Raw genomic sequence first — 1,343 nt, 5'->3', positions numbered from 1 at the left:
TTACGGATTTTTTTATGTTGCTGAGTCAGGCTCTTGATACCGTTCTTAAATTCTCCCCCAAAGAATTCGCTGCGCTTTCCGACTTGCTCTCACCTGAGCTTATCGATGAATGCCTCGCTGATACCGGGATTGTGACTCTTCGAAAGCGCCGTCTTCCCATGGAAATGATGGTCTGGGCCGTGGTCGGAATGTCCCTGTTTCGCTCGCTTTCAATGAACCAGCTTGTTTCTCATCTCGATATCATGCTACCGGGGAGACGTCCTTTTGTAGCGCCCAGCGCCGTAGTACAGGCGCGCCAGCGGCTCGGCGAAGAGGTCGTCAGGCTGGTGTTTGAAAAAACACGTCAACTCTGGTTTGAAAAGACCCCGTTATCGCACTGGAATGGCCTGACACTCCTGGCTGTAGATGGCACGTTGTGGAGAACGCCCGATACGCCCGAAAATGACGCAGCCTTCGGACGCACTGCCAATGAGCACGCGCGTTCCGACTGGCCGCAGCTTCGCATGGTCTGCCAGATGGAGGTCACCAGTCACTTGCTGACAGGCGTGAGCTTCGGCAGCGTCTCGGAAACCAGTGAGGTTGACCTTGCAGCACAGTTGGCTGAGCAGACACCGGAGCACTCGTTGACGATACTGGATAAAGGTTTTTATGCGCTGGGACTCCTTCATCACTGGAGCGCCTCGGGAGCGGAGAAACACTGGATGCTCCCACTGCGCAAAGACGCACAATATCGGGTACGGGAGAGGCTGGGTACGGGGCAGGAGCTCGTTGAGTTGAAGTTAAGCCCGCAAGCCCGCAAGAAATGGCCGGCTGCCCCGGAAATGCTGATAGCCAGACTGATAAGCAAAGAGGTTAATGGCAAGAAAGTCCAAATCCTGACCTCGATGTGCGATCCGCTACGCTACCCCAAAGCCGATATCGTCGACTTGTATGGGCATCGTTGGGAGATAGAACATGGCTTCAGGGAGATGAAGCAGTATCTGCTGCAGAACGAACTGACTCTGAGAAGCAAAAAGCCGGAGTTGGTCAGGCAGGAACTGTGGGGCGTGGCGTTGGCTTATAACCTGCTGCGCTTCATGATGGCGCAGATGGCTAACAGCCTGAAGCATGTAGAGCCTTATCAAATCGGTTTTAAACAGGCTGCGTTATATCTGACAGCCCAACTGAGCCTGCTTCCGGCAGTTGCCCCAGGGAAAGTCCCGAAGATAATGAATGATATCCTGGCAATGGCGGGGAGCTTCGTACTTCCTTCTCGACGGCAAAGGCATTACCCGCGGGCAGTAAAAAAGAAGCCGCAACGTTATACGTTGCGGCTTCCTCAAAAGCTTAACTGACAAGCATTA

The 1,343-nt window shown here is 53.8% G+C and carries 1 protein-coding gene; it reads left to right on the top strand.

The genetic code is table 11. From position 1 onward, the window contains the following. Positions 1-14 precede the first annotated feature (14 nt). The gene (locus AC4PR2_RS28860) at positions 15-1,334 is read left to right on the top strand and encodes an IS4 family transposase (RefSeq protein ID WP_197786945.1); all 1,320 of its coding nucleotides are present in this window, start codon (positions 15-17) and stop codon (positions 1,332-1,334) included. Positions 1,335-1,343 lie beyond the last annotated feature (9 nt).

This window comes from Serratia sp. A07 (genome assembly GCF_058725505.1).
This window is presented reverse-complemented; position numbering and strand designations above follow the sequence as displayed.